The 24,777-nt window shown below is 58.4% G+C and carries 22 protein-coding genes and 1 rRNA gene; 10 read left to right on the top strand and 13 right to left on the bottom strand.

Annotation, left to right across the window (positions count from 1 at the left end; genetic code table 11):
* The first annotated feature begins 190 nt into the window (after positions 1-190).
* Both ACYF6X_RS24025 and ACYF6X_RS24030 read left to right on the top strand, forming a co-directional pair.
* Positions 191-1,591 (top strand): nucleobase:cation symporter-2 family protein, encoded by a 1,401-nt coding sequence (locus tag ACYF6X_RS24025; RefSeq protein WP_130017777.1) that lies wholly within the window; start codon positions 191-193, stop codon positions 1,589-1,591.
* Between the two features lie 128 nt (positions 1,592-1,719).
* On the top strand, positions 1,720-3,381 hold the full coding sequence (locus ACYF6X_RS24030; RefSeq protein WP_130017778.1) for an AsmA family protein: 1,662 nt from the start codon (positions 1,720-1,722) through the stop codon (positions 3,379-3,381).
* Positions 3,382-3,416: 35 nt separating this feature from the next.
* On the opposite strand, the gene fabY is transcribed toward ACYF6X_RS24030, so the two are convergent.
* The 5 genes from fabY to typA form a co-directional block, all read right to left on the bottom strand.
* Positions 3,417-4,364 (bottom strand): fatty acid biosynthesis protein FabY, encoded by a 948-nt coding sequence (fabY, locus tag ACYF6X_RS24035; protein WP_063991286.1) that lies wholly within the window; start codon positions 4,362-4,364, stop codon positions 3,417-3,419.
* Between the two features lie 21 nt (positions 4,365-4,385).
* Positions 4,386-4,823, bottom strand: a complete 438-nt coding sequence (gene dtd / locus ACYF6X_RS24040) for a D-aminoacyl-tRNA deacylase (RefSeq protein WP_025304712.1) — start codon at positions 4,821-4,823, stop codon at positions 4,386-4,388.
* A complete protein-coding gene (locus ACYF6X_RS24045) occupies positions 4,820-5,713 on the bottom strand; it encodes a virulence factor BrkB family protein (protein WP_049201866.1) in 894 nt (297 codons plus the stop codon). The genes dtd and ACYF6X_RS24045 overlap by 4 nt, the downstream gene beginning before the upstream one ends.
* 51 nt (positions 5,714-5,764) lie before the next feature.
* Positions 5,765-6,355 carry a glucose-1-phosphatase gene (gene yihX / locus ACYF6X_RS24050; RefSeq protein ID WP_130017779.1) on the bottom strand — a complete coding sequence of 197 codons (591 nt, stop codon included), beginning with the start codon at positions 6,353-6,355 and terminating at the stop codon, positions 5,765-5,767.
* 166 nt (positions 6,356-6,521) lie between these two features.
* Positions 6,522-8,345, bottom strand: a complete 1,824-nt coding sequence (gene typA / locus ACYF6X_RS24055) for a ribosome-dependent GTPase TypA (protein ID WP_004931243.1) — start codon at positions 8,343-8,345, stop codon at positions 6,522-6,524.
* 370 nt (positions 8,346-8,715) lie between these two features.
* On the opposite strand from typA, the gene glnA reads away from it, so the two are divergent.
* From glnA to ACYF6X_RS24075, 4 genes are all read left to right on the top strand, one after another.
* Positions 8,716-10,125, top strand: coding sequence for a glutamate--ammonia ligase (gene glnA, locus ACYF6X_RS24060; protein WP_019452181.1), 1,410 nt, complete (start codon positions 8,716-8,718; stop codon positions 10,123-10,125).
* 193 nt (positions 10,126-10,318) lie between these two features.
* Entirely contained in the window at positions 10,319-11,368 is a 1,050-nt protein-coding gene (glnL, locus tag ACYF6X_RS24065) for a nitrogen regulation protein NR(II) (RefSeq protein ID WP_004931246.1), read from the top strand.
* 8 nt (positions 11,369-11,376) lie between these two features.
* Positions 11,377-12,789 (top strand): nitrogen regulation protein NR(I), encoded by a 1,413-nt coding sequence (gene glnG, locus ACYF6X_RS24070; RefSeq protein ID WP_015379452.1) that lies wholly within the window; start codon positions 11,377-11,379, stop codon positions 12,787-12,789.
* A gap of 113 nt (positions 12,790-12,902) precedes the next feature.
* Positions 12,903-13,025 (top strand): YshB family small membrane protein, encoded by a 123-nt coding sequence (locus tag ACYF6X_RS24075; RefSeq protein WP_015379453.1) that lies wholly within the window; start codon positions 12,903-12,905, stop codon positions 13,023-13,025.
* Positions 13,026-13,060: 35 nt separating this feature from the next.
* Here the strand turns inward: ACYF6X_RS24075 and hemN are convergent, their stop codons facing one another.
* A complete protein-coding gene (gene hemN, locus ACYF6X_RS24080; RefSeq protein WP_197817156.1) occupies positions 13,061-14,434 on the bottom strand; it encodes an oxygen-independent coproporphyrinogen III oxidase in 1,374 nt (457 codons plus the stop codon).
* Between the two features lie 182 nt (positions 14,435-14,616).
* Positions 14,617-15,156: a Der GTPase-activating protein YihI gene (gene yihI, locus ACYF6X_RS24085; protein WP_130017783.1), complete on the bottom strand. Its 540-nt coding sequence runs from the start codon at positions 15,154-15,156 to the stop codon at positions 14,617-14,619.
* 734 nt (positions 15,157-15,890) lie between these two features.
* Here yihI and yihA point away from each other — a divergent pair.
* Positions 15,891-16,535 (top strand): ribosome biogenesis GTP-binding protein YihA/YsxC, encoded by a 645-nt coding sequence (yihA, locus tag ACYF6X_RS24090; protein WP_025304719.1) that lies wholly within the window; start codon positions 15,891-15,893, stop codon positions 16,533-16,535.
* Positions 16,536-16,813: 278 nt separating this feature from the next.
* Here yihA and spfP read toward each other — a convergent pair whose 3' ends face one another.
* Together spfP and polA are read right to left on the bottom strand one after the other, a co-directional pair.
* Positions 16,814-16,861 (bottom strand): small protein SpfP, encoded by a 48-nt coding sequence (spfP, locus tag ACYF6X_RS24095; protein ID WP_071892919.1) that lies wholly within the window; start codon positions 16,859-16,861, stop codon positions 16,814-16,816.
* A 191-nt stretch (positions 16,862-17,052) separates the two neighbouring features.
* On the bottom strand, positions 17,053-19,851 hold the full coding sequence (gene polA / locus ACYF6X_RS24100; protein ID WP_130017784.1) for a DNA polymerase I: 2,799 nt from the start codon (positions 19,849-19,851) through the stop codon (positions 17,053-17,055).
* Between the two features lie 504 nt (positions 19,852-20,355).
* Between polA and ACYF6X_RS24105 the strand changes: the two genes are divergently transcribed.
* Positions 20,356-21,252 carry an acyltransferase gene (locus ACYF6X_RS24105; RefSeq protein ID WP_063991281.1) on the top strand — a complete coding sequence of 299 codons (897 nt, stop codon included), beginning with the start codon at positions 20,356-20,358 and terminating at the stop codon, positions 21,250-21,252.
* Positions 21,253-21,294: 42 nt separating this feature from the next.
* Here ACYF6X_RS24105 and dsbA read toward each other — a convergent pair whose 3' ends face one another.
* The 3 genes from dsbA to ACYF6X_RS24120 all read right to left on the bottom strand — a co-directional run bounded on the left by dsbA (position 21,295) and on the right by ACYF6X_RS24120 (position 23,302).
* On the bottom strand, positions 21,295-21,918 hold the full coding sequence (gene dsbA / locus ACYF6X_RS24110) for a thiol:disulfide interchange protein DsbA (protein ID WP_004931264.1): 624 nt from the start codon (positions 21,916-21,918) through the stop codon (positions 21,295-21,297).
* A gap of 29 nt (positions 21,919-21,947) precedes the next feature.
* A complete protein-coding gene (locus tag ACYF6X_RS24115) occupies positions 21,948-22,934 on the bottom strand; it encodes a serine/threonine protein kinase (RefSeq protein ID WP_130017785.1) in 987 nt (328 codons plus the stop codon).
* Positions 22,935-23,032: 98 nt separating this feature from the next.
* The gene (locus tag ACYF6X_RS24120; RefSeq protein WP_004931268.1) at positions 23,033-23,302 is read right to left on the bottom strand and encodes a YihD family protein; all 270 of its coding nucleotides are present in this window, start codon (positions 23,300-23,302) and stop codon (positions 23,033-23,035) included.
* A 148-nt stretch (positions 23,303-23,450) separates the two neighbouring features.
* On the opposite strand from ACYF6X_RS24120, the gene mobA reads away from it, so the two are divergent.
* Both mobA and mobB read left to right on the top strand, forming a co-directional pair.
* Positions 23,451-24,041 (top strand): molybdenum cofactor guanylyltransferase MobA, encoded by a 591-nt coding sequence (mobA, locus tag ACYF6X_RS24125; protein WP_063991279.1) that lies wholly within the window; start codon positions 23,451-23,453, stop codon positions 24,039-24,041.
* Positions 24,038-24,556, top strand: coding sequence for a molybdopterin-guanine dinucleotide biosynthesis protein MobB (gene mobB / locus ACYF6X_RS24130; RefSeq protein WP_063991278.1), 519 nt, complete (start codon positions 24,038-24,040; stop codon positions 24,554-24,556). The genes mobA and mobB overlap by 4 nt, the downstream gene beginning before the upstream one ends.
* A 72-nt stretch (positions 24,557-24,628) precedes the next feature.
* Here mobB and rrf read toward each other — a convergent pair.
* A 5S ribosomal RNA gene (rrf, locus tag ACYF6X_RS24135) occupies positions 24,629-24,744 on the bottom strand.
* Positions 24,745-24,777 lie beyond the last annotated feature (33 nt).

Genomic DNA, 24,777 nt, shown 5'->3' on the forward strand with positions numbered 1-24,777 from the left:
GAAAACCACTTAGTTTTTAAACTTGATGAGTGCGGGATTAGAAGTAAAAAACGCTGAGATGACAAGAAAAAATGAATGAAAATGCGACATAAACGAGAAAGTCGGCAGCATAATATTTACGCGCAACCGTTTGCTTTTGCGGGGAGGAGCATTAAAATGCCTGCTTTGCCGTATCTGGAAACGCCACACCATGAGCATGTCATCCTCCGAGCTTGATGCCGCACGCCAAGCCGCCTCAGAACCCCGCGCCAGTGAACTGATTTATCGCCTGGAAGATCGCCCGCCGCTGCCGCAAACGCTGTTTGCCGCCGGCCAGCATCTGTTGGCGATGTTCGTCGCGGTGATCACTCCGGCCCTGCTGATCTGCCAGGCGCTAGGCCTGCCGGCACAGGATACCCAGCACATCATCAGCATGTCGCTGTTCGCCTCCGGTCTGGCTTCCATTCTGCAAATCAAAACCTGGGGGCCGGTGGGTTCCGGGCTGCTGTCGATTCAGGGCACCAGCTTCAACTTCGTTTCGCCGCTGATCATGGGCGGTCTGGCGCTGAAAAACGGCGGCGCCGATGTGCCGACCATGATGGCCGCGCTGTTCGGCACCCTGATGGTCGCCTCCTGCACCGAAATTTTGCTGTCGCGCGTGCTGCATCTGGCTCGCCGCATCATCACCCCGCTGGTTTCCGGCATCGTGGTGATGATCATCGGCCTGTCGCTGATTCAGGTAGGCCTGACCTCGATCGGCGGCGGCTACGTCGCGATGAACGATCATAGCTTCGGCTCGCCGAAAAACCTGCTGCTGGCCGGCGCGGTGCTGGCCGTGATCATCCTGCTGAACCGCCAGCGCAATCCTTACCTGCGCGTGGCTTCGCTGGTGATCGCCATGGCGGTCGGCTATCTGTTGGCCTGGGCGATGGACATGCTGCCCGCCGATGCCCCTGCGGCCCCCACGGCGGCAATCACTATCCCCACGCCGCTCTATTACGGCCTGGGCTTCGACTGGAACCTGCTGCTGCCGCTGATGCTGATCTTTATGGTCACCTCGCTGGAGACCATCGGCGACATCACCGCTACCTCCGACGTCTCCGAACAGCCGGTCAGCGGGCCGCTGTATATGAAGCGCCTGAAGGGCGGCGTGCTGGCCAACGGCCTGAACTCGATGCTGTCGGCGGTGTTCAACACCTTCCCTAACTCCTGCTTCGGCCAGAACAACGGCGTGATCCAGCTGACCGGCGTCGCCAGCCGCTACGTCGGCTTCGTGGTGGCGCTGATGCTGATCGCGCTAGGGCTGTTCCCGGCGGTGGCCGGCTTCGTGCAGCACATTCCCGAGCCGGTCCTGGGCGGCGCGACCATCGTGATGTTCGGCACCATCGCCGCCTCCGGCGTGCGCATCGTGTCGCGCGAGCGTCTGAACCGCCGTGCCATCATGATCATGGCGCTGTCGCTGGCCGTCGGCATGGGCGTCTCCCAGCAGCCGCTGATCCTGCAGTTCGCGCCGGACTGGCTGAAAACCCTGCTCTCTTCCGGCATCGCCGCCGGCGGCATTACCGCCATCGTGCTGAACCTGGTGTTCCCGCAGGAACACGAGAAGAAGTAACCCGCCCATTGACGTTCAAACGGCCGCTTGCGGCCGTTTTTTATTGTCTATCAGACCATTGCCCTTGAGATGCCCGGCCAATTGCGGCATAAACAGGGTATCTTTTTTGACCGATGCGGATGTAGACGATGAAATTTATCGGAAAGCTGTTGCTGACGTTGCTGCTGCTGATCGTGCTGGCGGTAGTGGTGCTGTACCTGGTGGGGCAAACCCGCTGGGCGGCAGGCCGCCTGAGCGCCTGGATCAGCGACAACAGCGAATACCGCCTGTCGATAGGAAAAATAACCCATTCGTGGAGCCAGCCGGACCAGATCGGTCTGGAAGACGTCCAGCTGGCGCGTAACGGCCAGCCGCAGGCGCTGGTCGCCAAACGCGTCGATCTGGGCCTCAGCCTGCGCCAAATCACCGAGCCGCGCTATTTCCACAGCGTCACGCTGCGCGACGGCACGCTGAACGTGCAGCCACAGGCGGCGGCGCTGCCTGTGCAGGCCGACGTACTGCAGCTGAGCAACATGGCGTTGCAGTCCAACGATAACGAGTGGCAGCTCAACGCGCAGCAGGTCACTGCCGGCATCACGCCGTGGCGCCCGCTGGCCGGCCATCTGCTGGGGGACAACAACCAGTTTCAGTTCAGCGCCGGTTCGATGACGCTGAACGGCATCCCCGCCTCGAAGGTGTTGGTGCAAGGGGAGCAAAAGCAGGGCCAGCTGCTGTTGAACAACTTCGGCGCCGATCTGGCGCAGGGCGACCTGACCGGCGTGGCCAGCCGTGCCGTCGACGGCAGCTGGCAGGTGGATCGCCTGCGGCTGAGCGGCGTGCGCCTGCAAACCCCGTTGACGCTGGTGGAATTCATGCAGCGCTTTACTACCCTGCCGCCGGTCACCCTCAAGCGTTTCGATCTGATCGACGCGCGCCTGGAAGGCAAGGCGTGGGCGTTTAACGATCTCGATCTGTCGCTGCAAAACGTCAGCATGGAAAAAGGCGACTGGCGCAGCGAAGACGGCTCGCTCAACGTCAACGCCAGCGATGTGATCAACGGCAGTTTCCACCTGATCGATCCGATCGCCACCCTGCGGCTCTCCTCCGCCGGCATCGCCATTCAGCAATTCACCACCCGCTGGGAAGGCGGGCTGCTGCGCACCTCCGGCAACTGGCTGCGCGCGGGCAAACGCCTGCAGCTGGACGAAGTGGCCATGGCGGCGCTGGAGTACACCCTGCCGATCGACTGGCGCGAGCTGTGGCTGAAACCGCTGCCGGACTGGCTGGCGGAGGTGTACGTCACCAAGCTGACCACCAACCGCAATCTGATCATCGATATCAACCCGGCCTTCCCGTTCCAGATCACCGCGCTGGACGGCTATGGCAGCAACCTGCTGCTGGCGCGCGATCGCCAGTGGGGCATCTGGTCCGGCTCGCTGAACCTGAACGGCAGCGAGGCGACCTTCAACAAGATAGACGTGCGGCGCCCTTCGCTGGCGCTGAACGCCGACGCCAATCAGATTAACGTCACCGAGCTCAGCGCCTTTATGCCTAATGGGTTGCTTGAGGCCAAAGCGACCGTCGATCAGCTGCCGGGCAAACCGTTCCAACTGACGCTGCACGGCCGTTCGGTACCGATCAACACCTTGCAGCAATGGGGATGGCAGCCGGTACCGCTGACGGGCGATGGCAACCTTGAACTGCAGTTGAAAGGGTTGCTGAACAGCGACGGGCCGTTCAAAGCCTCGTTGAAAGGCAATCTGCAGGCCACCGCCGGCGACGGCCAAGCGGTGAACCAACAACTGCCGTAATGCACTACGCGGCCCGCCCTTAAGGCAGGGCCGCCTTACTCTTCCAGCGCTTCAGAGCCGCCCTGATCCAGCGGCACATCCGGTTCGGCCGGCAACACCATGTAGGTGCCTTCGAACACCGCTCCCTTATCCTCGTCGCCGAACAGATGCACTTCGGCCTGCACGCGCGCGCGGCGGCCACGTGCCAGACGCGCCAAATCGCCGCTCAGCGAGCCGAGATCCGCCACCGCTCGCGGCCTGCCGGTGATCGGTTTGCTGTAGCGAATGTGCGCGTCCGCCAGAATGATGGTGCCGCCGAGATGGCGCTCGCGCAGCAGCAGCCAAATCAGCCCCCAGGCGGTCAGCGTCGCCAGCGAGAACAGGCTGCCGGCGAACAGCGTGTGGTGCGGATTCTGGTTGCCGATTTCCGGCATGGTGGTGACAAAGCGCTGGCCGGTGTATTGGCTGATGCGCACGCCCATCTTTTCGCTCAGCGGGATATGTTCATACCAGGCCTGCTGCAATTGGCCGCACCAGTCGGGGCGATGCAGGATATCGTCCAGCGTCGCTACCGGTTTGATCATCAAAAAGTGGCGGATCGGGGTGGTCTGCGGCGCAGTGATCTCCCCCTGATTGACGAACCCCAGCTTGGCGAAGAAATCCACCGCGTCCTCACGGGCGCTACACACCACCCGCTTTACACCTTCCTGCCGCGCAACGGACTCCAACGTCATCGCCACCAGCGTCCCCAGCCCTTTATCCTGCAGCGTCGGGTCTACCGCCAGAAAACGGATCGCCGCCTCGTTGTCGGCATTAATGTACAGCCGCCCGATGGCGACGATTTTACCGGCCTCGTCCACCACCATTTGGTGATGGGCCATGGCGTCATAGGCATCCTTTTCCGAACCCACCGGCTGGTGCAGCGGCTTGCGCAGCATTTCCCAGCGAAACTGGTAATACTCCTTCAGTTCTTGCTCTGTTACGGGTACTCGTAGGTGATACATAGACGCCTGTTCTCCGAATGCTTAGACCTGTAGCCAGAATGTCACCGGACCATCGTTGACCAGCGCCACCTGCATGTCGGCGGCGAATTCGCCGGTCTGGGTCTCTACGCCGCGTTCGCGGCACTGGCCAACAAAATATTGATACAACCGATCGGCTTCCTGCGGCGCAGCGCCGCGCGAGAAGCTGGGCCGCATGCCCTTTTGGGTGTCCGCCGCCAGGGTGAACTGCGAAACGACCAGCACGCTGCCCCCGGCCTGCTGGACGTTGAGATTCATCTTGTCGTTCTCGTCGCCGAAAATGCGGTATCCCAACACGCGTTCGCACAGGCGCTGCGCTTTTTGCTCGTTATCGCCCTGCTCTACGCCCAATAACACTAACAAACCGGGGCCAATCTTGCCTACCGTCTCGCCACCCACCGTGACGCTGGCGTTTAACACCCGTTGAATCAACGCAATCATTCCTGCTGCCCTTCTGGTTTTTGTTCCTGTTGCTCCGCCTTCTGCCGGCGGTAGTCGCGGTATTCGCCGATGGTCACGGTGATTTCCGCGCCGAGTAACACGATACACCAGCTCCAGTAGACCCACAGGAATAAAATCGGGATCACCGCCAGCACGCCGTAAATCAGCTGATAGGAGGGGAACATGGTGACGTACAGCGCAAATCCCTTCTTGCCCAGCTCGAACAGCAATCCGGCCACCACCGCGCCAATCAGCGCATCCTTCGGCGGCACCCGCACCGTCGGCACGATGCAATACAGCAGCCAGAAGGAGATGCACGACAAAATCAGCGGGAAGATACGCAGCACCTGATCCACCAAACCGTTGACGCCGGTCTGCGCCAACCAGTTGAGCGACAGCAGGTAGGAGCTGATGGCCATGCTGGCGCCCACCAGCAGTGGCCCCAGCGTTAGCACCATCCAGTACACGGCGAAGGAAAAGACGATCGGCCGCTTGTTCTTGCTGCGCCAAATGGTGTTCAGCACGCTGTCCACCGAGGAGATCAACAGCAACGCGGTGACGATCAGCCCGCAGGTGCCGACGGCGGTCATCTTGTTGGAGTTGGCGACGAACTGTTCCAGGTAGTTCTGTATGACGTTGCCGGCGGCCGGCACGAAATTGGAAAAGATGAAGCTCTTCAGCTGTTCGCTGATGTCGGAAAACATCGGGAAAGCGGCGAACAGCGCGAACACCACGGTGACCAGCGGGACCAGCGACAGCAGGGAAACATAGGCGAGATGGCCCGCCAACATCGTCAGGCCATCGTGATCGATACGCTGGTACAGCAACCGTCCGAAGGTGACGCCGGGCTTAATCGCAGAGGGCAGCTTCTTGCGGCGGAAAAACGACATGGTCACTCCTTGATGTCAGTTGATACGCCTTAAGCTTAACGCGCTCCGCACTCATTGAGCAAAATAGGCCGGCACCACGTCGCGATCGGTGACATGCACCGTCTTGATCCCCAACGCCTGCGCGGCGAGGACATTCGCCGGGTGATCGTCGAAGAACACCGCGTCAGCGGCGGCGGTGTTTTCCGCAGCCAGCACATGCTGATAAATGTTGGCTTCCGGCTTGCGCATGCCGAGATCTTGCGACAGATAGAGATGATCGGCGGCGGCGGCCACTTCAGGATAGTGCTGCGGCCAGTAGTTGCAGTGCAGACGGTTGGTGTTCGACAGTACCACCACCCGGTTACCCTCGTTGCGCAGGCGCTGCATGATGTCGATCACCTCCGGGCGAAGCGCGACGAATACCGCCTGCCAGCCGGTGGCGAATTGCTCGAAGCTGAGCGCGATGCCCATTTCATCGCACAGCTTGCCGGCGAAGTCTTCGTCGCTGATTTCACCGCGTTCATGTTGCTGGAACACCTCACCCATGGCGAAACGATCGGACAGCACCGCCAACGGCGTGCCGCTCAAATTGCTCCACACGCCCAGCACACGCTTGAAATCGATATCGACGATCACATTACCTAAATCAAAGATATACAGCATAGTCCTCTCCTGATGGGCCGGTGAGATTTCACTGTAGCGGGAAAAGGAACAGCTGAACAGGGAGCGAACGGAAAAGCGCATAGCGCGCCGCACAAACGGGGAACAACAGAGGAAAACACTCAGGGCGCGAGAACCGCGCCCTAAGCATGAGACACTCAATCAGCGATTAAGCGTCTTTAGGACCACGGCTGGCACGCTTACGATCGTTTTCCGTCAGGTGACGCTTACGGATACGGATCGAGGTTGGCGTCACTTCTACCAGTTCGTCGTCATCGATGAACTCCAGAGCTTGCTCCAGGGTCATTTTGATGGCCGGAACCAGGGTAGTCGCTTCGTCAGTACCGGAAGCACGCATGTTGGTCAGCTTCTTACCGGTCAGGCAGTTTACGGTCAGGTCGTTAGAACGTGAGTGAATACCGATGATCTGGCCTTCATACACTTCTGCGCCGTGGCCCAGGAACAGCTTGCCGCGATCCTGCAGGCCGAACAGCGCGAACGCTACCGCTTTGCCCTGGCCGTTGGAGATCAGCACGCCGTTCTGGCGCTGACCCACTTCGCCCGGACGCACGTCGTCGTAGTGGCTGAAGGTGGAGTACAGCAGGCCGGTACCCGAAGTCATGGTCATGAATTCGTTACGGAAGCCGATCAGACCGCGGCTTGGGATCACGTAGTCGAGACGCACGCGGCCCTTACCGTCCGGATCCATGTTTTTCAGGTCGGCTTTACGCTCACCCATCGCCTGCATCACGGAACCCTGATGCTGCTCTTCGATATCCAGCGTCACGTTCTCGAATGGCTCCTGCTTGCGGCCATCGATTTCGCGGAAGATAACTTTCGGACGGGATACCGCCAGCTCGAAACCTTCGCGACGCATGTTTTCGATCAGCACCGACAGGTGCAGCTCGCCACGACCGGAGACGCGGAAGGCGTCCGCATCGTCGGTTTCTTCAACGCGCAGCGCCACGTTGTGCACCAGCTCTTTGTTCAGACGGTCAAGGATCTGACGCGACGTCACGTACTTGCCTTCTTTACCGCAGAACGGCGAGGTGTTGACGTTGAAGAACATGGTTACGGTCGGTTCGTCGACGGACAGCGCCGGCAGCGCTTCTACGGCGTTGGTGTCGCAGATGGTGTCGGAGATGTTCAGCTCGCCCAGGCCGGTGATGGCGATGATGTCGCCCGCTTCCGCCAGGGTGCTGTCGATACGCTCCAGACCCAGGTGACCCAGCACTTTGCCCACTTTACCGTTGCGAGTTTTACCTTCGCTGTCGATGATGGTGACCTGCTGGTTCGGCTTCACTTTACCGCGCTTGATGCGGCCGATGCCGATAACGCCCAGGTAGTTGTTGTAGTCCAACTGGGAGATCTGCATCTGGAATGGCGCTTCCAGCTCAACCTGCGGCGCAGACACGTGGTCGACGATCGCCTGATACAGCGGGGTCATGTCTTCCGCCATGTCGGTGTGGTCGACGCCGGCGATGCCGTTCAGCGCAGAAGCGTAGATGATCGGGAAGTCGAGCTGCTCGTCGGTCGCGTCGAGATTCACGAACAGGTCGAACACCTGATCCACAACCCAGTCAGGGCGCGCGCCAGGACGGTCAACCTTGTTGATGACCACGATCGGCTTCAGACCGTTGGCGAAGGCCTTCTTAGTCACGAAGCGGGTTTGCGGCATAGGGCCATCCATTGCATCCACAACCAGCAGCACCGAGTCAACCATCGACATCACGCGCTCTACCTCGCCGCCGAAGTCGGCGTGTCCTGGGGTATCCACGATGTTGATACGGTAACCGTTCCAATTAATGGCGGTGTTTTTTGCGAGGATGGTAATCCCACGCTCTTTCTCCAAATCGTTGGAGTCCATTACGCGTTCGGTCGCTTCCGCACGCTCTCCGAAAGTACCGGATTGTTGCAGCAGCTTGTCAACCAGGGTGGTTTTACCATGGTCAACGTGGGCAATAATGGCGATGTTACGCAAATTTTCGATCACAGCTTTGCCTCGGGCATTAGAAATAGCGCGCTATTGTACACGTATTAAGCGAGGGACTAAACAAGATCACAACCATCTCTTATAAACAACCGCGTACCGGTCAGTTTGTGATCCCTTTCACGGTGCAAAAAGCCGCAATCGTTGCACTTTTGCACCATTTCAGTGCCCACGCTCACCCTTATTGCACCATAACAGTGCAAATTATCGTTGGTGGTGCATACTGTGGCTGGGTAAAACCCGCGCAGAAAGGCGATGAACGCCTTTTTAAAAAGTTGGCACGCTTTTCGCTTTAGTCTTTTCAAGGCGAAAAAAAGCCAGTTCCACAGATTCGTTCCACGACGACGACAATGATAAACCGGGAGAGTTAAGTATGTCCGCTGAACACGTTTTGACGATGCTGAATGAGCATGAAGTGAAATTCGTAGACCTGCGTTTCACTGACACCAAGGGTAAGGAACAGCACGTGACGATCCCGGCTCACCAGGTAAACGCCGACTTCTTCGAAGAAGGTAAAATGTTTGACGGCTCCTCTATCGGTGGTTGGAAGGGCATCAACGAATCTGACATGGTGCTGATGCCGGACGCCAGCACGGCGGTTCTGGATCCGTTCTTCGAAGAACCAACGCTGATCATTCGCTGCGACATTCTCGAGCCGGGCACCATGCAAGGCTACGATCGCGACCCGCGCTCCATCTCCAAACGCGCCGAAGACTTTCTGCGCTCCTCCGGCATCGCGGATACCGTGCTGTTCGGGCCAGAGCCTGAGTTCTTCCTGTTCGACGATATCCGCTTCGGCAGCAGCATCCGCGGGTCCCACGTGGCCATCGACGACATCGAAGGCGCCTGGAACTCCGGTACAAAATACGACGGCGGCAACAAAGGCCACCGTCCGGCGGTGAAAGGCGGTTACTTCCCGGTTCCACCGGTCGACTCTTCGCAGGATCTGCGTTCCACCATGTGTCTGACCATGGAAGAGATGGGCCTGGTGGTTGAAGCGCACCACCACGAAGTGGCGACCGCCGGTCAGAACGAAGTGGCAACCCGCTTCAACACCATGACCAAGAAAGCCGACGAAATTCAGATCTACAAATATGTGGTGCACAACGTGGCGCACGCCTTCGGCAAAACCGCGACCTTCATGCCGAAGCCCATGTTCGGCGACAACGGTTCCGGCATGCACTGCCACATGTCGCTCTCCAAGAACGGCACCAACCTGTTCGCCGGCGATAAATACGGCGGCCTGTCTGAAACCGCGCTGTTCTACATCGGCGGCATCATCAAGCACGCCAAGGCGATCAATGCGCTGGCCAACCCGACCACCAACTCGTACAAGCGTCTGGTGCCAGGCTACGAAGCGCCGGTGATGCTGGCTTACTCCGCCCGTAACCGCTCTGCGTCCATCCGCATCCCGGTGGTCTCCAGCCCGAAAGCGCGCCGCATCGAAGCCCGCTTCCCGGATCCGGCGGCTAACCCATACCTGTGCTTCGCCGCGCTGCTGATGGCCGGCCTGGACGGCATCATCAACAAGATCCACCCTGGCGACGCCATGGACAAAAACCTGTACGACCTGCCGCCGGAAGAAGAAGCCGAGATCCCAAAAGTGGCCGGCTCACTGGACGAGGCAATGGCCGCACTGAACGAAGACCGCGAGTTCCTGACCCGTGGCGGCGTGTTCACCGACGATGCAATCGATGCCTACATCGAACTGCGCAAAGAAGAGATGGACCGCGTTCGCATGACGCCACACCCGGTTGAGTTCGAACTGTACTACAGCGTCTAAGCCCTACCCGCGCCGTCTGCACAGGCGGACGGCGCCCACATTTTTGTTATCGCTTTTTTGTTGCCGTGGAAACTTTCAGCCCATCTTCGGATGGGTTTTTTTCTCCACCGTATTTTCTGCAAAACTATTCCATACCGCGCCGATCCCGGATGGAGTAGGATAGATGCACTAAAAAGGTGCAGGAGTCTGCTGTATGGCAACTGGCAAGCTGCCCGATGCTGGGCAGATCCTCAATTCACTCATCAACAGCATCCTGCTGTTGGATGACTCACTGGCGGTTCACTACGCCAACCCGGCGGCACAGCAACTGCTGGCGCAAAGCTCCCGCAAGCTGTTCGGTACGCCGCTGCCCGATTTGCTCGGTTATTTTTCGCTGAACGTCTCTTTGATGCGCGAAAGCCTGCGCGCCGGTCAGGGCTTTACCGACAACGAAGTGACCCTGGTGGTCGACGGACGCGCGCACATCCTTTCTCTGACCGCTCAGGCGCTGCCGGAAGGCTATATCCTGGTCGAGCTGGCGCCGATGGACAATCAGCGCCGCCTGAGCCAGGAACAGCTGCAGCATGCTCAACAGGTGGCGGCCCGCGATCTGGTACGCGGTTTGGCGCACGAGATTAAAAATCCGCTGGGCGGCCTGCGCGGCGCGGCGCAGCTGTTGGCCAAGGCGCTGCCCGATCCGGCGCTGACCGAATACACCAAGGTGATCATCGAGCAGGCCGATCGGCTGCGCAATCTGGTGGATCGCCTGCTCGGCCCGCAGCGGCCCGGTCAGCACATTACCCAGAGCATTCATCAGGTCGCGGAGCGCGTCTGCCAGCTGGTGTCGCTGGAAATGCCGGATAACGTCACGCTGGTGCGCGACTACGATCCGAGCCTGCCGGAAATGGCCCACGACCCGGATCAGATTGAACAGGTGCTGCTGAACATCACCCGCAATGCGCTGCAGGCGCTGGGCGAGGCGGGCGGCACCATCACGCTGCGCACCCGCACCGCGTTTCAGATTACGTTGCACGGCACCCGCTACCGCCTGGCGGCGCGCATCGACGTCGAAGACGACGGCCCCGGCGTGCCGGCGCAGCTGCAGGACACGCTGTTCTACCCGATGGTCAGCGGCCGTGAGGGCGGTACCGGCCTGGGATTATCCATCGCCCGCAATCTTATCGATCAGCATTGCGGAAAAATTGAATTCAACAGTTGGCCAGGTCATACCGAATTCTCGGTCTACCTGCCCATTCGTCAGTGAGGTTTGCTATGCAACGAGGGATAGTCTGGATCGTCGATGACGATAGCTCCATCCGCTGGGTGCTTGAGCGCGCGCTCACCGGCGCGGGCCTGAGCTGCGCCACCTTCGAAGGCGGCAATGACGTGCTGGAAGCCTTGGCCACGCAAACCCCCGACGTGCTACTGTCCGATATCCGCATGCCGGGTATAGACGGCCTGGCGCTGCTCAAGCAGATCAAACAGCGCCACCCAATGCTGCCGGTGATCATCATGACCGCGCATTCGGATTTGGACGCCGCCGTCAGCGCCTATCAGCAAGGGGCCTTCGACTACCTGCCGAAGCCCTTCGACATCGACGAAGCGGTGGCGCTGGTCGAGCGCGCCATCAGCCATTATCAGGAACAGCAGCAGCCGGTGCGCAGCCAGCCGGCCAGCGATCCGGCGGCGGACATCATCGGCGAAGCGCCGGCGATGCAGGACGTGTTTCGCATCATCGGTCGGCTCTCGCGTTCGTCGATCAGCGTGTTGATCAACGGCGAATCCGGCACCGGCAAGGAGCTGGTGGCGCATGCGCTGCACCGCCACAGCCCGCGCGCCAAGTCGCCGTTCATCGCCCTGAACATGGCCGCCATCCCCAAAGATCTGATCGAGTCCGAGCTGTTCGGCCACGAGAAAGGCGCCTTCACCGGCGCGAATCAAATTCGTCAGGGCCGCTTTGAACAGGCCGACGGCGGCACGCTGTTCCTCGACGAGATCGGCGATATGCCGCTCGACGTGCAAACGCGCCTGCTGCGGGTGCTGGCGGATGGCCAGTTCTACCGGGTCGGCGGCTATGCGCCGGTGAAGGTCGACGTGCGCATCATCGCCGCCACGCACCAGAACCTGGAGCTGCGGGTGCAGGAAGGCAAATTCCGCGAGGATCTGTTCCACCGCTTGAACGTGATCCGCGTACACCTGCCGCCGCTGCGCGAGCGCCGTGAAGACATCCCGCGGCTGGCGCGCCACTTCCTGCAGATCGCCGCCAAAGAGTTAGGCGTTGAGGCCAAGAACCTGCACCCGGAAACCGAAACCGCGCTGACCCGCCTGCCCTGGCCGGGCAACGTGCGCCAGTTGGAGAACACCTGCCGCTGGCTGACGGTGATGGCCGCCGGGCAGGAAGTGCTGATTCAGGATCTGCCGGGTGAACTGTTCGAAACCGCCGCGCCGGAAAGCCCCAGCCACAGTTTGCCGGACAGCTGGGCCACGCTGCTGGCGCAGTGGGCCGATCGCGCGCTGCGTTCCGGTCATCAAAACCTGCTGTCGGAAGCACAGCCGGAAATGGAGCGCACGCTGCTCACCACCGCGCTGCGCCACACCCAAGGGCACAAACAGGAAGCCGCGCGCCTGCTGGGCTGGGGGCGAAATACCCTGACCCGCAAGCTTAAAGAGCTGGGCATGGAATAGGAACGGGGATGGATGATGAAAAACGCAGTCCGGCGCACAAAAAAACGCCAACCGCAGGCTTTACAGCCGGTGCGGGCGCAGTATGATCGTGTCGCACACTCTGGAGGTTGACGATGCTGGACTCATTCATCGTATTCATTTCTCAGGGCGCGGAGCTGGGCTCCGCCGCCAGCCACACCCCGCAGGCGGCGGTTGCCGCGGTGTTGTGCGCCGCGCTGATTAACTTCTTCAGTTAAAAAAAACAGCCGCTGATGCGGCTGTTTTTTCATCCTCAGATCACCCGTGAGAATTGCTGGCTGCGCGCCTGTTGCCGCAGATAGCGGTCGAAACACATGCAGATATTGCGGATCAGCAAGCGCCCGCGCGGCGTGACGCGAATGCCCTGCTCGTCGCGCTCCACCAGCCCATCGCGTTCAAACGGCGCCAGCAGCTGCAGGTCTTCGGCGAAGTAGGCGGTGAAATCGATGCCGTATTGCCGTTCGAGCGGCTGATATGCCAACCGGAAGTTGCAGATCAGGGTTTTGATCAGATCGCGCCGCAGACAATCGTCATCCGTCAGCGCCAGCCCACGCCACAGCGCATTACCCTGCGCCTGTACGCTGTCATAGTAACGCTTCAGCTCTTTCTGGTTCTGCGCATAGCTGTCGCCAAGCATGCTGATGGCCGACACGCCCAGCCCCAGCAGATCGCTGTCGCCCTGGGTGGTATAGCCCTGGAAGTTTCGATGCAGCTTACCTTCGCGTTGGGCGATTGCCAGCTCGTCGTCCGGGCGCGCAAAGTGATCCATGCCGATGAACTGATAGCCGGCGCCGGTCAGGAAAGCGATGCTCTGCTGCAGGATATCCAGCTTCTGCTGCGCGCCCGGCAGATCGGCGTCTTTGATTTTGCGCTGGGCGGCGAACAAGTTCGGCATATGCGCGTAGTTGAACACGCTGAGGCGATCGGGATTCAGTTCAGCCACCCGCTGTAGCGTGAAAGCGAAGCTTTCCGGCGTCTGTTTCGGCAGGCCGTAGATCAGATCGATATTGGTCGAGCGGAAGCCCAGCGCTTTGGCCCGCTCGATCAGGGCGAAGATAAAGGCTTCGTCCTGCTCGCGGTTGACCAACTGCTGCACCTGCTTATTGAAATCCTGCACCCCCATGCTCAGACGGTTAAAGCCTTCGGCGCGTAAATGGTCGAGCACATCCAGCTCTATCTCGCGCGGATCGACCTCGATCGACATCTCCGCATCGGTAAGGAAATCAAAGTGTTCGCGCAGCAATGCCACCAGCCGGCTGATTTGCGCTTTGTCCAGGTAGGTTGGCGTACCGCCACCCCAGTGCATCTGGCCGACCTTGCGGCCGGCGAACAGCGGCGCACGGCTGGCGATCTCTTGCGCCAAAACGTTCAGGTATTCGTCGGCCTTGTGGGTCTGGCGCGTCACCAGCTTGTTGCAGCCGCAGAAGTAGCACAGCTTATGGCAGAAAGGGATATGCACGTACAGCGACAGCGGCCGCTCAGGGTAGCGCGCAGCGGCGCGTTGAAACGCCGCTTCGTCGTAGCGCTGGTTAAACTCCAGCGCCGTGGGGTATGAAGTATAACGCGGCCCTGAGTAGTTATATTTTTGGATCAGGGCTAAATCCCAGACAATCGTCTGCTCTGACATGCTCACTCCTTCCGATATCTTTTTCTACCGGGCCTGGAGAGAGGCGGTTGTCTGCACTGTCTGGCCACGGAAGCGCTGCGAAAACGCGCTTTGCGCTTAGACAGCCGCCATAGTTTACCGAATAACCACAGCAGATAACACATCAAGAGTAGGGCTATTGCCGGAATTAGCCACATGGCGCGTTAAAAGGCGTCTTTCGGGTTGCCGCCTTTCAGCAGCTTCAGAATATCTTCCTGCTTCTCTTCTTCTTCGTCGTCGTCTTCACCCAGTTCGATGCCCAACACGTCCATCAGCACATCGATGCGATCCAACGTTTTGTCGACATAAGTCTGCTCTTCCGCGTTCAGCGTTTCACCGTCGTCGATGCGATCCAGCAGCGCGTTCAGACGTTCGTCATTTTCCAGCTTCGCCAACTCTTCTTCCGGCGACAGGCGCGGTTTCGCTTCGACCTTCGGCTTCGTCTGCGGTTTGGCCTTCACTTTGGTTTCGTCGACCACCAGCGCAACCGGCACTTTACTGCCGATACGGGGATCTTTGGCTTCTGCCGCCGATTTGTTCTTCTGGCTACCGGACTCGACTTGGGTGCGCGAACCGGAAGCGAGGCCACGGCGCTTTTTCAGGCGTTTGCGCTCACGCGCTTCCTGATCGAGCTCCATACGGCTTTTCTTTTTCGTTTTTGACTTCGCCGCGCTGCCGCGAGGTGCTTTTGATGGCTGGTTCATAGCGTGTGCTCTTAGGTATGTAGATTCAGTATAGAATTGCGGCGGAATCTAGCAGAAAGCGGGCAAAGAAAAAAGGCGGCAGGTTAAACCTGCCGCCTATTTCGCACCTTCTTGCGAAGGGTATTCCTGTTACGCACTCCTTGCGTACATGCAACATCCCGGTTTTTCCCTCTGCTATAACCGCATTCCCTGCCACTATGTCCTTCATCCTGAAAGAAAAATCGTCCATGGCGCAATCCATTCGCATCCGCTCTTCCCGAGCGTGCTTCCTGCGGGCATCCAAATTGCCGATACTTCACCATCCGATGTGCCTGCCGCCTATTCCGGTGCGAAAGGGTCACTTCCTTTTGCGTTCATCCTGGCACTCATTGCACGCCCTGTGCGTTCCTTGAGATTTGTCATCCTTCCCGGATGTTCCCTAATCCTGCGCAACCCTGCGTTAACGACTACTTTACGTTATTGTTGCGAAGGCTCAAGGCACCTGACGTCGATTTGGGCGACATTTCCCTACAACGAAAAAATAACATGTTGTTTTTAAAACAAAAACAAAAATATCACTTTCGAATAAAGCGACATTACCCGCGATTCGAATGGCAAATGTCTCACAACGTACGCGCGGCATAACTGTCGTTTTATCGCGTCCCGCCGCTTAAAAACCGAGAAACACGCCATTTTTACCGCTGATGCAGTTATAATCGCCAACCAGTTAGCCATCCTCACGGAGACGAAAAACTTTGACCAGCAAGAACTACAACTATCATGTGACCCATTTCGTCACCAGCGCACCCGATATTCGCCATCTGCCGGGGGATGCAGGAATTGAAGTCGCCTTTGCCGGCCGTTCCAACGCCGGGAAATCCAGCGCGCTGAATACGCTGACCAACCAAAAAAGCCTGGCGCGCACCAGTAAGACGCCGGGGCGCACCCAGCTGATCAACCTGTTCGAAGTGGAAGACGGCATCCGCCTGGTCGACCTGCCGGGTTACGGCTACGCCGAAGTGCCGGAAGAGATGAAGCGCAAATGGCAGCGCGCGTTGGGCGAATACCTGCAGATGCGCAACAGCCTGAAAGGCCTGGTGGTGCTGATGGATATCCGCCATCCGCTGAAAGATCTCGACCAGCAGATGATCCAGTGGGCGGTCGACGTCGGCACGCCGGTGCTGGTACTGCTGACCAAGGCCGACAAGCTGGCCTCCGGCGCACGCAAGGCGCAGCTCAATATGGTGCGTGAAGCGGTGCTGCCGTTTATGGGGGATATCCAGGTTGAAGCCTTCTCGTCGCTGAAGAAGATCGGCGTCGACAAGCTGCGCCAGAAGCTGGATACCTGGTTTAACGAGATCCCGCCGGAAGTGCTGCCGGAAGATGAAACCGGCGAATAAGCTCAGGCCGAACGCCAGAGCCGATGCCTCACCGCATCGGCTTTTTTATGCCCGCAGTTCAGCCGCAGGCGGAATTTTTTGTTATCTAATTACAGTTCTGAAATAAATCCATCATAAAAACTTATCGCCAGGGCTGGCTTATCTCGCCGGATTACGCGAGTCGAGAGGGTGGAGGCAGGAACGAAAAGCGGTGCGGAGTGATAGGAAAAACGTATGGTTTATCGCTGTTTTTACAATAAAAAACGCCCCAGTCAATACTGACTGGGGCGGCTAAATATTCAGCCAAATCCGATTACGTGAAGTAAAAGGTCTGAAAGATAGAACATCTTACCTCTGTACCCTACGCCTGTAACTCTACATCATTTTTTCACAGGGCAAAAGAATTTTTTGTAGTTTACTTACACAATTTGCGGCGCAAGAACGGCGAAGTTGGGGAAACTATCGCCGCATCTTGTAGTTTAATTACGAAAAGTGCTTAGGTTATCGCCAGTTAGCGCATCCGGCGATAACCCGGCGATCAGTGCGCCTCATCCCAGTTCATGCCGACGCCCACGTCAACCTTCAGCGGCACCGCCAGGGCCATGCTGCCTTCCATCAATTGGCGGATACGTTGGCTGGCTTCTTCGATCACCGACTCGTGCACCTCAAACACCAATTCATCGTGCACCTGCATGATTGCGCGCACCAACGGCTTCTCCTGCCCTTGCAGCCAGGCGTCGACCTCGATCATCGCACGCTTGATGATATCGGCCGCCGTGCCCTGCATCGGGGCGTTGATGGCGGCGCGCTCGGCCGCCTTGCGGCGCATGCCGTTGCTGGAGCGGACGTCCGGCAGGTACAGACGGCGACCGTCCAGCGTGCTGACATAGCCCTGTTCGGCGGCCTGCTGACGGGTGCGCTCCATGTAATCCAGCACGCCCGGGTAACGCTCGAAGTACAGATCCATATAGCGCTGAGCTTCCCCTCGCGGGATCCCCAGCTGGCGCGCCAGGCCGAAGGCGCTCATGCCGTAAATCAGGCCAAAGTTAATCGCCTTGGCGCTGCGGCGCTGCTCGCCGGTCACTTTATCCAACGGCACGCCGAAGACTTCCGACGCCGTGGCGCGGTGAATGTCTTTCCCTTCGGCGAAGGCCTTCAGCAGCCCTTCATCCTGTGACAGATGCGCCATGATGCGCAGCTCGATCTGGGAGTAGTCGGCCGCGACGATGCGGTAGCCCTCCGGCGCGATAAAGGCCTGGCGAATGCGTCGCCCTTCATCGTTGCGCACCGGGATGTTCTGCAGGTTCGGATCGCTCGAGGAGAGACGGCCGGTGGCGGTCACCGCCTGATGGTACGAGGTATGCACCCGGCCGCTGACCGGATTGATCATCAGCGGCAGCTTGTCGGTATAGGTGGTCTTCAGCTTCGCCAGGCCGCGATATTCCAGAATCACCTTCGGCAGCGGGTAGTCGAGCGCCAACTCAGCCAGCACCTCTTCATTGGTAGAAGGCGCTCCGCCTGGGGTTTTCTTCAGCACCGGCAGCTTTTGTTTTTCGTACAGGATCGCCTGCAGCTGCTTGGTCGACGCCAGGTTGAATGGCTCTTCCGCCAGCTCGTGGGCCTGCGCCTCCAGTTCCGCCAGACGCTTGGCCAGCTCCTGGGAGTGGGCCGACAAAATGGCCGGATCGATCAGCACCCCCGTGCGCTCGATATGCGACAGCACCGGCAACAGCGGCATTTCAATCTCGTTGAACACCGTCAGCAGCTCCGCGCTCTGTTTCAGCTGCGGCCACATCGCCAGATGCAGCTGCAGCGTGACATCCGCGTCTTCGGCGGCGTAAAGCGCCGCCTGCTCCAGCGCGATCTGGTTGAACGTCAGCTGGTTCTTGCCCTTGCCGGCGATCTCTTCGAAGGTGATGGTTTTGTGGCCCAGATAACGATCGGCCAGGCTGTCCATATCATGACGGCCGCCGACGCTGTCCAGTACATAGGACTCCAGCATGGTGTCGTAGGCGATGCCGCGCATCTCAATGCCGTAGCGCGCCAGCAGGCTCATGTCGAACTTCAGGTTTTGCCCGACCTTCAGTGCGTTATCTTCCTCCAGCAGCGGCTTGAGCGCTTCCAGCACGTAGGCGCGATCCAGCTGTACCGGGGCATCCAGATAATCGTGCGCTACCGGCAAATAAGCCGCTTCGCCCGGTGCGATCGCGAAGGACAGGCCGATCAGATTGGCGGTCAGCGTATCCAGACCGTCGGTTTCAGTATCGAAGGCAAACACGTCGGCCTTTTTCAGCCGCGCCAGCCAGTCGGTAAAGGTCGCTTCATCCAGAATGGTGACATACCCGTCCTGAGACAGCTTGGCCTCCGCCAGCGCTTTCGGCGCTTCTGCGGCGACGGCCGGTTTGGCGGCACCGGCAGCTTTCGCACCCGCGCCTTTCTTGTTTTCCAGCCATACGCCGGCTTCCACGTCCGCCAGCCAGCGTTTGAACTCGTATTGTTTGAACAGCTGTTGCAGCGTATCGACATCCGGCTCGGACACCGTCAGCTCAGCGCAGGTCAGATCCAGCTCGACGTCGGTTTTGATCGTCGCCAGCTTATAGGAGAGGTACGCGACCTCTTTGTTCTGCTCCAGCTTGGCCGCCATGGTTTTGGCGCCGCGGAAGCTCAGCGTGGCGATGCTCTCCAGATTGCCGTACAGCGCATCCAGCCCGCCGATGCCCTGCAGCAACGCCTGGGCGGTTTTCTCGCCCACGCCCGGCACGCCGGGAATGTTGTCCGATGAATCGCCCATCAGCGCCAGGAAGTCGATGATCAGCTCCGGCGGAATACCGTACTTGTCGCACACTTCCTGCGGGCCGAGGATGGTGTTGTTCATGGTGTTGATCAGGGTGACGTTCGGCGTCACCAACTGCGCCATGTCTTTGTCGCCGGTGCTGATCAGCACCGCGTGGCCGGCCTTTTCGGCCTCCAGCGCCAGCGTACCGATGACGTCATCCGCCTCGACGCCAGGCGTCACCAGCAGCGGCAGGCCCATCGCCTTGACCATGCTGTGCAGCGGCTCAATCTGCGCACGCAGATCGTCCGGCATCGGTGGCCGGTGTGACTTGTATTCAGCGAAGAGATCATCGCGAAAGGTCTTCCCTTTGGCATCAAACACCACGGCAACGTGGCTCGGTTGATACTGCAGCAGCAGGCTGCGCAGCATATTCAGCACGCCGTACATCGCGCCGGTCGGCTCGCCCGCCGAGTTGGTCAGCGGCGGGAAGGCGTGATAAGCACGGTAGAGGTAGGAGGAACCGTCAACCAGGATTAGTGGGTTTTCTGCAATCTGGGCCATAGCGTTTCTTTATCGTGATCGGACATAGGGGTAAGGGGTAAGCATGCCATAGCTGGCCGCCGGAGACGAACCTTAGCGTGCATTGCGGACGAAAATGATGAGATTGTGCGCGAGGATCCGCAAGATCTTACCTGTGGATAACTTTGTGCATAGAAAAGAGACCGAATTATAACGTTGTGATTATCGTTATAACGGCGAATAAAATTCCTATTTAAATCACCGCGTTAAAAGAACGAATTCCGGCGACGCTTTATTACTGGCTTTTATTGAATTTGTGGATATAACTTTCGCCGGATTTTAATCGCACTATTAATCAAATTCGGCGCCTCAATTACCATAGCACAAGCTGAACAAGTTGCACAAAAACTCGGCAAATGGTTATCCGGCGAGGCGAAAAACAGTGATTTTTAGCGACGCTTTACCCCGACGATCTCTGTTAAAATAGGCTTTTGTTCATGCGCTTCGGCATGCAACGATGTTCCCAACAACCGTCAGCCCATAACCATGCCAAGATTGTTAACGCCTGTTATCTTTATCATTTCCATCATACTCACCATTCTGGTGACGGTGTTGTGTTCTATCCCCATCACGCTGGCCGGCATCGTGAAACTCCTGGTGCCCATTCCCGCCGTCTGGCGATATATCTCGGCTTTCGCCGATTTCATGATGTGGTGTTGGTGTCAGGGGCTGGCGCTGTTATTGCGCATTAACGGGCAATTGCGTTGGGATATTGAAGGACTGGAAGGGCTGGATCGCAAAAACTGGTATCTACTAATCAGTAATCACGAAAGCTGGTCGGACATTGTCGTGTTGTGCGTGCTGTTCAGAAATCATATTCCAATGAATAAGTATTTCCTCAAGCAACAGCTCGCCTGGGTGCCTTTTGTCGGCCTGGCCTGCTGGGCGCTGGATATGCCATTCATGAAGCGTTACTCCCGCGCCTATTTGCTCAAGCATCCGGAGAAGCGCGGCAAGGATATCGAAACCACGCGCCGTTCCTGCGAAAAATTCCGCCAGCGCCCAACCACCATCGTCAACTTCGTCGAAGGTTCACGCTTCACCGAAGCCAAGAAAATTAAAAGCAATTCGCCGTATCGCAATTTGCTGGCACCCAAAGCCGCCGGCATTGCGTTTACGCTCAGCGCACTGGGCAATCAGTTCGACAAAGTGCTGAACGTGACCCTGCTCTATCCGGAAAATAACCAACGGCCCTTTATGGATATGCTGTGCGGGCGGCTGACGCGTATCGTGGTGAGAATAGAAACGCTGCCGATCGATGAAACCCTGCACGGGGACTACTTCAACGACAAGCAGTTCAAACGGCGATTCCAGCTGTGGCTGAATACGCTGTGGCAGGAAAAAGATCGGTTGCTGGATAAATTGAAGCGGCAATATGGATAAAAAAACGCCGGCAATGCCGGCGTTTTTCATGTTGAGTCTGGCTTATTTCTGCTGGCTGAGGAATTTAACCACGTCGGCGAACTGCTTCACGTAAGCGTCCATCGAGCTGGTATCCAGGCCATCGTTTTTCACCATGTATTTGCCGTTCACGAATACCGCCGGCACGCCGCGCAGCTGCAGATCTTCAGCGGCTTTCTCCTGTTGAACCACCAGAGATTTCACCACGAAGCTGTTCCAGGCCGCGTCATAATCTGCGGCGGTCACGCCCGCTTTCACAAAGACGTTACGGATATCGTCCGGCGTTTGCACGGTCTGGGTTTTCTGCACCGCTTCAAACATCAGCGGGCTGACTTTGTCTTCCACGCCCAGCGCCATCGCTACCGCCCATGCCTGAGTCAGCTGTTTGCCCAACGGCCCCAGGAACTCCACATGGTACTTGGTCATTTTGGTGCCGGCAGGCAGCGCCTTCTTCACGTTCTCGGACACGTGATAGACCTGTTCGAACTGGTAGCAGTGCGGGCAGTAGAAGGAGAAGAACTCCAGCACCTGCGGCTCGCCGGTCACCGGCTTGTCCAGGGTCACGTACTGAGCGCCATCGCTAAACTGTGCCGCCGAGGCACTGAATGCCATCACCATGCCAACGAGCGCCAACCATATTTTTTTCATAAGACTAAACTCTCCATTGTGTTAAAGCTTCAATACATTGGCGTCAGCTGCAGAGGAGGCTCCTGCAACAGCTTAACCTGTTCGGTGAAGGCCGCAGTCTGAGACAACCAGAAATCAGACTCCGCCATCCACGGAAAACTCTTAGGAAAGGCCGGATCCTGCCAACGGCGGGCGACCCAGGCCAGGTAATACACCATGCGCATCGCCCGCAGCGGCTCGATCAACGCCAGCTCGCGTTGGTCGAACTCGGCAAATTCGCCGTACGCTTCCAGCAAGACGTCCAGCTGCATCAATTGATCGCGCCGTTCGCCATGCAGCAGCATCCACAAGTCCTGCACCGCCGGGCCATTACGCGCGTCATCAAGATCGACAAACAGCGGACCGTCGCGCCACAGAATATTGCCCGGATGGCAATCACCGTGCAAACGGCGCGGCTGCCAGTTCAGATGCCAGTGCGGCTTGATCGCCGCGATCAGGTTATCCGTCGCCTGCAGAAACGCATCACGCTGCGCTGCCGGCAACAGCTCGCAACCGGCCAGCGCCTGACGCGGGGCGGTGAGATACTCTTCAACCCCCATCGTCGGCCGCTCGGTGAACAAACGCTCACCGCCGACCTGATGGATGCGCCCGAGGAAACGGCCCACCCATTCCAACTGATCCAGGTTGTCTATCTCGTACTGCCGCCCGCCCACGCTGGGGAACAGGGTAAAGAAGAACCCAGCGTGCGTATGCAGCGTAGCGCCTTGCAACGCCAACGGTGCTACCGCCGGGATCTCCGCCTTCGCCAGATCCAGAGCGAACTGGTGCTCCTCACCGATCTGCGCGGCGCTCCAGCGCTCCGGGCGGTAAAACTTCACCACGTAGCGTTGGCGATCTTCGTCCATAAACTGATAGACGCGGTTCTCATAGCTGTTCAGCGCCGTCAGACCGGAGTCGACGCGCAGGCCAATCCCTTCTAGCGCGTCCATAATCAAATCGGGCGACAGGGTGTCGAAATTAAAAGCAGAGTTATTCATAACGTTCGTTTGATCGCTGACAGCACGGTGCCGGGAATGAGAAATAGTAGCATTAATGGCGCATTTCACGCGCTATGCTTTCTCGCACTGCACGAGGATCAGTCCTTGATAACGCCGCGAGCGCGCAACAGCGCCGTTTTAAAATCTTCTTCGTAATCTTTCTTCAGGCCCGGGATCTGATCCGTGCCGGCGCTGCCGCGCATTTTCAGGTGGTAAATAAGAATATCGTCGCTCAGCTCGGACAACTCGCCCTGGAAGCCCGCTTCCTTCGCCAGCTTTTGCAAAAACTGCATCAAATTGAGATCGGGATCTTCCTGCCAGGCCGGGTGCAACAGCTCGATCAACTCGTTTACGCGATGCGTTTTCATCTCAATATCGTCCAATAGCATGAATAAACTCACAAAGTAACAGGCTTACCCACGCAGTGAAAGAACCGGCTTGTCAATAAAGGTAAATCCTGATGTCGCGCCGACTTTAGCGCTACAATCAGCGCATCGACAAGGCGAGATAAACGAGATGCATAAAGAAATCAGCGGCGTCATTTTGGCCGGCGGACGGGCCACGCGCATGGGCGGTGAAGACAAAGGCCTGGTGTCGATTGGCGGTATAGCACTCTATCAACACGTACTGGCTCGGTTACGCCCGCAGGTGGCCTCCGTGGCCATCAGCGCCAATCGCAATCAGGCACGTTACCAGGCGAGCGGTTTGCCGGTGATTGGCGATCTGACGCCCGATTTCGCCGGGCCGTTGGCCGGGATGCTCGCCGGGCTCAAGCAATCTCCCAGCGAGTGGGTGGCATTCGTCCCTTGTGACGTCCCCGACTTTCCCGCCGACTTAGTCGCACAACTCTGGCGGCAAAAAGGCGCTGCGCCAGCGGCCTTTGCCAGCGATGGCGAACGGGATCACCCTACGCTGGCGTTATTGCATATCCAAATAGCGCCGCTGCTGACCGGCTATCTGGCGCGCGGTGAACGCAAGCTGATGCTGTTCTTGCATCAGATTAACGCACAACGCGTGGTGTTCAGCGGGCAACAAGCGGCATTTCATAACCTGAATACGCCGGAAGACTGCCGGAACTGGCAGCAAGCACGAGAGCTAAAGAAATGAATCGTTCGTTGCCCCCTTTACTGGCCATCGGCGCTTACAGCGGTACGGGAAAAACTACCCTGCTCAAGCTATTGATCCCGATGCTTAAACAGCGCCAGGTGCGGGTTGGGCTGATAAAGCATACCCATCATGACATGGATGTGGATACGCCGGGTAAAGACAGCTACGAGCTGCGCAAAGCGGGTGCCGACCAAACGCTGGTCGCCAGCGATCGCCGTTGGGCATTGATGACCGAAACGCCGGAACAACAACCTTTGGACCTGCGCTACCTGGCGGAACGTTTTGATGCCGATAAGGTCGATTTGATTCTGGTGGAAGGGTTCAAACATGAGCCGGTCAGCAAGATCCTGCTTTATCGGGCCGAGATCGGCAGACCGCTGGAAGACATGCTGGATCAGTTTGTCGTGGCGGTAGCCAGCGACCGGCCGCTATCCATCGCGGCTAAGCAGTTGGATCTCAATCAACCGGAAAGCATCGCCGACTTTATTGTCGAGTGGTTGAAAGGCGCAGCGTAGCTGCGCTTTTTTGCGTTTTACGCATAGCAAAAAGCCCTGAACGTCAGTTCAGGGCTTTCGGCTTGGTTTGATGCCTGGCAGTGTCCTACTCTCGCATGGGGAGACCCCACACTACCATCGGCGCTACGGCGTTTCACTTCTGAGTTCGGCATGGGGTCAGGTGGGACCACCGCGCTATTGCCGCCAGGCAAATTCTGTTTCATTCCAACCGCTTCACTCTC

Source organism: Serratia sp. ID 25-353 (assembly GCF_054792795.1).

Coding starts and splice junctions, on each gene's coding strand:
- ACYF6X_RS24025 (WP_130017777.1), top strand. CDS start 191: ATGAGCATGTCATCCTCCGAGCTTGATGCCGCACGCCAAGCCGCCTCA.
- ACYF6X_RS24030 (WP_130017778.1), top strand. CDS start 1,720: ATGAAATTTATCGGAAAGCTGTTGCTGACGTTGCTGCTGCTGATCGTG.
- fabY (WP_063991286.1), bottom strand. CDS start 4,364: ATGTATCACCTACGAGTACCCGTAACAGAGCAAGAACTGAAGGAGTAT.
- dtd (WP_025304712.1), bottom strand. CDS start 4,823: ATGATTGCGTTGATTCAACGGGTGTTAAACGCCAGCGTCACGGTGGGT.
- ACYF6X_RS24045 (WP_049201866.1), bottom strand. CDS start 5,713: ATGTCGTTTTTCCGCCGCAAGAAGCTGCCCTCTGCGATTAAGCCCGGC.
- yihX (WP_130017779.1), bottom strand. CDS start 6,355: ATGCTGTATATCTTTGATTTAGGTAATGTGATCGTCGATATCGATTTC.
- glnA (WP_019452181.1), top strand. CDS start 8,716: ATGTCCGCTGAACACGTTTTGACGATGCTGAATGAGCATGAAGTGAAA.
- glnL (WP_004931246.1), top strand. CDS start 10,319: ATGGCAACTGGCAAGCTGCCCGATGCTGGGCAGATCCTCAATTCACTC.
- glnG (WP_015379452.1), top strand. CDS start 11,377: ATGCAACGAGGGATAGTCTGGATCGTCGATGACGATAGCTCCATCCGC.
- ACYF6X_RS24075 (WP_015379453.1), top strand. CDS start 12,903: ATGCTGGACTCATTCATCGTATTCATTTCTCAGGGCGCGGAGCTGGGC.
- hemN (WP_197817156.1), bottom strand. CDS start 14,434: ATGTCAGAGCAGACGATTGTCTGGGATTTAGCCCTGATCCAAAAATAT.
- yihI (WP_130017783.1), bottom strand. CDS start 15,156: ATGAACCAGCCATCAAAAGCACCTCGCGGCAGCGCGGCGAAGTCAAAA.
- polA (WP_130017784.1), bottom strand. CDS start 19,851: ATGGCCCAGATTGCAGAAAACCCACTAATCCTGGTTGACGGTTCCTCC.
- ACYF6X_RS24105 (WP_063991281.1), top strand. CDS start 20,356: ATGCCAAGATTGTTAACGCCTGTTATCTTTATCATTTCCATCATACTC.
- dsbA (WP_004931264.1), bottom strand. CDS start 21,918: ATGAAAAAAATATGGTTGGCGCTCGTTGGCATGGTGATGGCATTCAGT.
- ACYF6X_RS24115 (WP_130017785.1), bottom strand. CDS start 22,934: ATGAATAACTCTGCTTTTAATTTCGACACCCTGTCGCCCGATTTGATT.
- ACYF6X_RS24120 (WP_004931268.1), bottom strand. CDS start 23,302: ATGAAAACGCATCGCGTAAACGAGTTGATCGAGCTGTTGCACCCGGCC.
- mobA (WP_063991279.1), top strand. CDS start 23,451: ATGCATAAAGAAATCAGCGGCGTCATTTTGGCCGGCGGACGGGCCACG.
- mobB (WP_063991278.1), top strand. CDS start 24,038: ATGAATCGTTCGTTGCCCCCTTTACTGGCCATCGGCGCTTACAGCGGT.